Raw genomic sequence first — 6,000 nt, forward strand, 5'->3', positions numbered from 1 at the left:
GTGGAGGGCGGCTTGCAGGCAGTTGACGACGTCACCCGACGCTGGATCGGGCGCAACGAGGCGCTGGACCGCCTCGGCATCAAGACCCAGACGCTGTACGCCTATGTCAGCCGCGGGCGGATCATCGCCCGCCCCGACCCGGCGGACTCACGCCGCAGCCTCTATGACGCCGAAGATATCGACCGCCTGCTGCGGGGTGAGGGCCCGGCCCCGCGCCCGACCACCGCGCCGGACCGGAGCGGTGTGCGGGGAGAGGCCGATATCACCTCCTCCCTCAGTGTGGTGGCCGATGGCCGGCTGTTTTACCGCGGCCTCGACGCGGTTCAGTTGGCGCAACAGGCCACGCTGGAGGAAATTGCCTGCCGGCTGTGGGGATTGCGCGACGTCCATCTGTTCACCGGCATCAAGCCACGGCTGGACGGCGTCATCGGGGTGTCGATCCGGGCGCGAACCTTCGCCATCCTGTCGCGCCGGGCCGAGGAGGACGTGACGTCCGGGGCCTGCGAGACCGAGGCGCTGAAGACCCAGGCGGCCTGTATTCTGAACGAGACGATCGACGCCGCCTCCGGGCCCGGCCCGCGGCTGCATTTTCACCAGCGCCTCGCCCGGGCCTGGAAAACCGTCGACCGCGATTCCCACATGATCCGCCGCGCCCTGGTGCTGTCGGCCGACGACGAGCTGGATTCGGCAGTTCTGGCGGTCCGCGCTGCCGCCGGGGGGGGCGCTCCCATCGCCGGGGCCGCCCTGGCCGGGCTCACCACCCTGGTCGGTTCGACGGTTTTGCGGGACCTGACGGATGCCTCGACCTGGGTCGTGGACGCCCGTCGCAGCCCCGTGGAGGCCAGCCGACGGCGTCTGCAGGAGACCGGCAGCCTGCCGGGCTTTACGGCCGTGGCCGGAAGCCACGACGCCGGACGCGCCGCGGCCCTGCTGTCGGCGGCGGACCTGCCGGCCGACCTTCGGGCGGTTCAGCAGGCCGGTGAGGCGACCGGGGACGGACAGGCGACGTTTGCGATGGCCCTGGCCATCATCGCCCGACGGCTTGAATTGCCCCGGCAGGGGGCGGCCGACCTGTTCATGCTCGGGCGTCTGACCGGGTTGCTGGGCCACGCCCTGGATCAGGCGACGAACGGCTCGCCTATCCGGGCCCGGCTGCGCTATGTGGGACCCGAACCTGGCGCGAATTGATCCCGCCGGCCTCTATCGGAGTGTTCATGGCGGACTGGCTTGCGGCAATCATTCTGGGCCTCGTCGAGGGGCTGACCGAATTCATCCCGGTCTCTTCCACGGGTCACCTGTTGCTGGCCAAGGCCATGCTGGGGCTGACCGATCCCAGTTGGGACACCTTCATCGTCATGATCCAGCTGGGGGCGATCCTGGCGGTCGTGGCCCTGTATTTCGCCCGACTGTGGAAGGTGCTGATCACCCTGCCGACCGACCCCGCGTCACGCGGGTTCGCCCTGGCGGTCCTGGTCGCCTTCCTGCCGGCCGCCTTCGTCGGTCTGGCCCTGCACGACTTTATCAAACAGGTCCTGTTCAACCCGACCATCGTCTGTGTCAGCCTGGTCATCGGCGGTTTCGCCCTGATCGCGCTCGAGCGCTGGGCCCCGAAGCCGCGGCTGCATGATTCGATGGCCTTCTCGCTCAAGACGGCGTTGGGTGTCGGCCTGTTCCAGTGCCTGGCCATCATCCCCGGGGTGTCGCGCAGCGGTGCGACCATCGCCGGCGGTCTGGTACTGGGGGTCGACAAGCGGGCGGCGGCCGAGTTTTCGTTCTTTCTCGCCATCCCGACCATGGTCGGGGCCTTCGCCCTCGATTTCTGGGAAAGTCGCGACATGCTGACCGGGGATTTCCTCGGCCTGATCGCGATCGGCTTCGTCGTCTCCTTCATCAGCGGGGCCGTCATCGTGAAGACGATGCTGGACTTCGTCGCCCGCCACGGCTTCACCCCCTTCGCCTGGTGGCGGATCGTGGTCGGGGTGGTCGGGCTGGGCCTGATCTGGGGCGGTGTGGTCTAGAGCGAAATCGGCCGGGTTGGTCGCGGTCCAACCCGGCCCGGATTTCGTTTCAGTTTGAATTCGGGCCGTTTTTCAGGGGCCACGTCAATTCACCTGAAGCAAAAATGCTCCAGGGGCGGCCCCTTCGGATCACTGCGTCGCGGCAGCGGTATCCTGCATCGCCGGCTTGTCAGCGAACTGGCCACCGCGCCGGTAGCGCCACAGATAGGCCGGGGCGATGGCATCCACGCCGGTCGGCTGGATATCCAGGGCGTCCAGGCCTTCGGCGTCGGGACTGACGACTGTGTCCGTCTTCAGCAGCTCCACCTGGTCGGCGGTCAGGAACGGGGCAAGGCCGACCAGGGTGGTCAGCTGGGCCAGGCTGCCGATGACCCCGGCGACGAGGAAAGGCAGCGGAATCAGCGGGCGACTGCGGTTGGTTTCGCGCAGGACCAGCTTCAGCACGGCTTCGAAGGTCATGACGGCCGGTCCGCCCAGCTCGAAGGTGCGTCCGGCCGCATCGACACGTACCACGGCGCGGGCGATGGCCTCGGCCACGTCACCAACATAGACGGGCTGGAATTTTGTCTGGCCGCCGCCGATCAGCGGCAGGGCCGGGGCGATGGCGGCCAGGGCCGCGAACCGGTTCAGGAAATCGTCACCGGCACCAAAAACGATCGACGGGCGGATGACCACGGTATCGGGCTTGGCGTTACGGGCCGCGATCTCGGCCTCGGCCTTGGAGCGGGCATAGGCGGAATTGCTTTCGGGATTGGCCCCGATGGCCGACACCTGAACCAGCCGGTCGATACCGGCGGCGGCGCAGGCCTCGGCGATGTGACGCGTGCCGTCGACATGCAGGGCCTGGAATTTGCGCGACGGGGTCTCGTACAGGATGCCGACCAGGTTCACGGCCGCGCTCGCACCGCGCAGGGCCTCGGCCACATCGGCCTCGCTGGTGATGTTGCAGCGGACCGCCTGGATCTGGCCGACGTCGCCCAGCGGCTTGAGATCATAGGCCAGACCGGGTTGACGGACCGCGACCCGCACGCGCCAGCCGCGTTTGGCCAGGGCGCGAACGACCTGGGCCCCGACGAATCCGGAGCCGCCGAAAACCGTGACCAGGCCGGGGCTGAACTCACTCATGACGTGCTCCAGAAGAAAGTCTGCGCCGCCCGGAACACGGGCTGACCGGGGCGGGATAGACGATGCTTTTCCGCCCCGCAACGCAAAGACGGGAAAAGGGTTGTTGACCCGTCCGATAGGCTGCCTTAAGGGTCCGCGCCTTCCAGACGGAAACGTCTGGGCCCAGGTGGCGGAATTGGTAGACGCGCTGGCTTCAGGTGCCAGTGATAGAAATGTCGTGGAGGTTCGAGTCCTCTCCTGGGCACCATATTTTCGGCGGCGCTGCATCCTTGTGATGCGGCGCCGTTCGTTTATCTGCTCCGGGTTCCCGCCTGCCGGACGTCACCGGAAGATCACAACGGGGAGCACTGGCGCATTTCCGGCCGAAAATGCTCTAGTATCGCTGTGATGAAAGCCCAGACCTCATGACCGTCTATCTGCACGAGGGCGACCTGCCCGATTCCCTTGACCTCGGTCCGGAGGTCGCCATCGATTCCGAGACCATGGGCCTGCGCCTGCGGCGTGACCCCCTGTGCGTGGTCCAGCTGTCGTCGGGCGACGGCGACGCCCATGTGGTACGGCTGAACCGTCCGGCCTACGACTGCCCCAACCTGAAGCGGCTGATGGCCGACCCGGCGGTGTTGAAGATCTTCCATTTCGGCCGGTTCGACATCGGCATGGTGCAGCTGCACCTCGGGGTCGAGACCCGTCCGGTCTATTGCACCAAGATTGCCTCCAAACTGGCGCGCACCTATACCGACCGCCACGGCCTCAAGGATGTCGCGCGCGAACTGGCCGGTATCGACCTGTCAAAGGCCCAGCAGAGCTCGGACTGGGGCGCGGCCGAACTCAGCCAGGCCCAGCTGGACTACGCCGCCTCTGACGTCCTGTATCTGCACGCCATCAAGGCGAAGCTCGACATGATGCTGGAGCGCGAGGGGCGGACCGAACTGGCCCGCGCCTGTTTTGACTTCCTGCCCGTCCGGGCCCGTCTCGACCTGGCCGGCTGGGACGAAGTCGACATCTTCGCCCACGCCTGACCCCTGATGACCCTGCCGGACCCGTCAGAAACCAGAATCGCCGCCGACGAGGCGCGGGTCGCCGCCGAGGGGGCGCACTGGCGCGTGCGGTCGAAACGCGTGCGTCTGCTGCGGCGCGTCCTGCCGGTCGTGATCCTGCTCCTGGCCGGGGGGACGGTGACCTGGACGGTGGTTCGCAGTGTGATGTCTAACGTCGAGCGCAAGGCCAGCCAGACCCAGGAAGTCCGTCTCGATAATCCGATGTTCCGCGGCCAGGATGCCCAGGGCCGGTCCTTCATGATCGGGGCCGAGGGCGCGATTCGCGATCCGCAGACCGGCTTCTTCCGTCTGGTGGGGCCGGTGATGCGGTTGAACCTGGGGGGCCGCAAGGTTACCGAAATGACCGCGGACGGCGGTGTCTACAACGAAGCGGCGCGGACCGTGACCATCGGTCCGAACGTCAAGATCACCGATGGCGGGTCCGGTTTCACCCTGACCACGCCGGAGGCGGTGGTCGATACGGCGACCGGTGTGGTGACCGGCTCGAAGGGTGTGGAGGGGGTCGGCCCCCTTGGAACCATCTCGGCTTCGTCCTATGCGATCTATGACCAGGGCGAGCGGGTCGTTTTCAACGGCTCGGGCGACAACAAGATCCGGGGGGTTTTCAACACCACCCGGTCGGGCGGATGAGAAGACCATGATCAGATCAATCCTCGCGGGCGCAGCGGCACTCGGAATCGTTTTAGCGGCGGCGGCCGGCGTGGCCACGGCCCAGACCCGTCCGGCTCCCAGCAGCCAGCCGATCATGGTCGGGGCCGACAGTGGCGAACAGACTCCGGCCGGCTTCGCCCTGCGCGGTCGGGCCGAGGTGCTTCAGGGTGACAATCGCCTGCGTGCCGATGCGATCCAGGGGGTCAGCAACGGCGGGGCCATCAGCCAGGTCACGGCCTCGGGCAATGTCTATTATGTCACCCCGACTGAAACGATCCGCGGCGATCGCGCGGTCTATACCGTGTCCGACGCCACCATCGTGGTCACCGGCGACGTGATCCTGACCCAGGGCCGCAATGTGCTGACCGGCGGCCGGCTGGTCTACAATATCGATACCGGATCTGCCCGGATGGAGGGCGCGTCGGGAACTCGTATCCAGGGCGTCTTCTATCCGCAGGGAAGTCGGGACTGAGCCCCCGGGCCGGCCGGATCTGAACCGTGGCACGCAAGGAACTCTCAGCCCTCAACCTTGACCCGGCCCCCGCCGCCGGGACACCGGCCGAGCCGGCGCGCTCGACGGGGCTTCGCGTCGAGCATATTGCCCGTTCGTTCGGGGCACGCCAGGTGGTGCGCGACGTCTCCCTGACCGTCCAGCGCGGCGAGGTCGCGGGCCTGCTCGGCCCCAACGGGGCCGGCAAGACGACCTGTTTCTACATGATCACCGGCCTGATCGCGCCGGACTCCGGCACGATCTGGCTGGACGGTGAGGACATCACCGCCCAGCCCGTGTACCAGCGGGCGCGCATGGGCCTCGGCTATCTGGCCCAGGAGCCGTCGATCTTCCGCGGCATGACCGTCGAGCAGAACATCCGCTCGGTCGCCGAACTGCACCAGTCGGGGGCCGCCATCGGTGAGGAAACCACCCGGCTGCTGGAAGAACTGCGTATCGACCATCTGCGCCACGCCCCGGCGGCGGGTCTGTCGGGTGGTGAGCGCCGGCGCTGCGAGATCGCCCGTGCTCTGGCCGGGCGGCCCTCCTTCATGCTGCTGGACGAGCCCTTCGCCGGCATCGACCCCCTGGCCATCGCCGACATCCGCCAGGTGATCCGCTATCTGTCCGGCCAGGGCATCGGCGTGCTGATCACCGA

The 6,000-nt window shown here is 67.6% G+C and carries 7 protein-coding genes and 1 tRNA gene; 7 read left to right on the plus strand and 1 reads right to left on the minus strand.

All coding sequences use genetic code 11. The features are described from left to right. The first annotated feature begins 12 nt into the window (after positions 1-12). Both PSV00_RS06355 and PSV00_RS06360 read left to right on the plus strand, forming a co-directional pair. On the plus strand, positions 13-1,188 hold the full coding sequence (locus PSV00_RS06355; RefSeq protein WP_300445675.1) for a citrate/2-methylcitrate synthase: 1,176 nt from the start codon (positions 13-15) through the stop codon (positions 1,186-1,188). A gap of 26 nt (positions 1,189-1,214) precedes the next feature. After that, complete coding sequence (locus tag PSV00_RS06360) at positions 1,215-2,018, plus strand: undecaprenyl-diphosphate phosphatase (RefSeq protein WP_300445676.1); 804 nt, start codon at positions 1,215-1,217, stop codon at positions 2,016-2,018. A gap of 129 nt (positions 2,019-2,147) precedes the next feature. On the opposite strand, the gene PSV00_RS06365 is transcribed toward PSV00_RS06360, so the two are convergent. Then, complete coding sequence (locus PSV00_RS06365; RefSeq protein ID WP_300445677.1) at positions 2,148-3,143, minus strand: complex I NDUFA9 subunit family protein; 996 nt, start codon at positions 3,141-3,143, stop codon at positions 2,148-2,150. 160 nt (positions 3,144-3,303) lie between these two features. On the opposite strand from PSV00_RS06365, the gene PSV00_RS06370 reads away from it, so the two are divergent. From PSV00_RS06370 to lptB, 5 genes are all read left to right on the plus strand, one after another. Continuing rightward, a tRNA-Leu gene (locus PSV00_RS06370) sits at positions 3,304-3,390 on the plus strand. A 157-nt stretch (positions 3,391-3,547) separates the two neighbouring features. Further along, entirely contained in the window at positions 3,548-4,162 is a 615-nt protein-coding gene (locus tag PSV00_RS06375) for a ribonuclease D (protein WP_300445678.1), read from the plus strand. A 6-nt stretch (positions 4,163-4,168) separates the two neighbouring features. Beyond that, entirely contained in the window at positions 4,169-4,831 is a 663-nt protein-coding gene (lptC, locus tag PSV00_RS06380) for an LPS export ABC transporter periplasmic protein LptC (RefSeq protein WP_300445679.1), read from the plus strand. A gap of 7 nt (positions 4,832-4,838) precedes the next feature. After that, positions 4,839-5,324, plus strand: coding sequence for an LptA/OstA family protein (locus tag PSV00_RS06385; RefSeq protein WP_300445680.1), 486 nt, complete (start codon positions 4,839-4,841; stop codon positions 5,322-5,324). A gap of 26 nt (positions 5,325-5,350) precedes the next feature. Further along, a partial coding sequence (lptB, locus tag PSV00_RS06390; protein ID WP_300445681.1) for an LPS export ABC transporter ATP-binding protein occupies positions 5,351-6,000 on the plus strand: 650 nt, incomplete at its 3' end.

The sequence above is a fragment of the Brevundimonas sp. genome, from assembly GCF_029945885.1.
In the GTDB taxonomy this organism is placed as follows: Bacteria; Pseudomonadota; Alphaproteobacteria; order Caulobacterales; family Caulobacteraceae; genus Brevundimonas.

Coding starts and splice junctions, on each gene's coding strand:
- PSV00_RS06365 (WP_300445677.1), bottom strand. CDS start 3,143: ATGAGTGAGTTCAGCCCCGGCCTGGTCACGGTTTTCGGCGGCTCCGGA.
- PSV00_RS06375 (WP_300445678.1), top strand. CDS start 3,548: ATGACCGTCTATCTGCACGAGGGCGACCTGCCCGATTCCCTTGACCTC.
- PSV00_RS06360 (WP_300445676.1), top strand. CDS start 1,215: ATGGCGGACTGGCTTGCGGCAATCATTCTGGGCCTCGTCGAGGGGCTG.
- lptC (WP_300445679.1), top strand. CDS start 4,169: ATGACCCTGCCGGACCCGTCAGAAACCAGAATCGCCGCCGACGAGGCG.
- PSV00_RS06385 (WP_300445680.1), top strand. CDS start 4,839: ATGATCAGATCAATCCTCGCGGGCGCAGCGGCACTCGGAATCGTTTTA.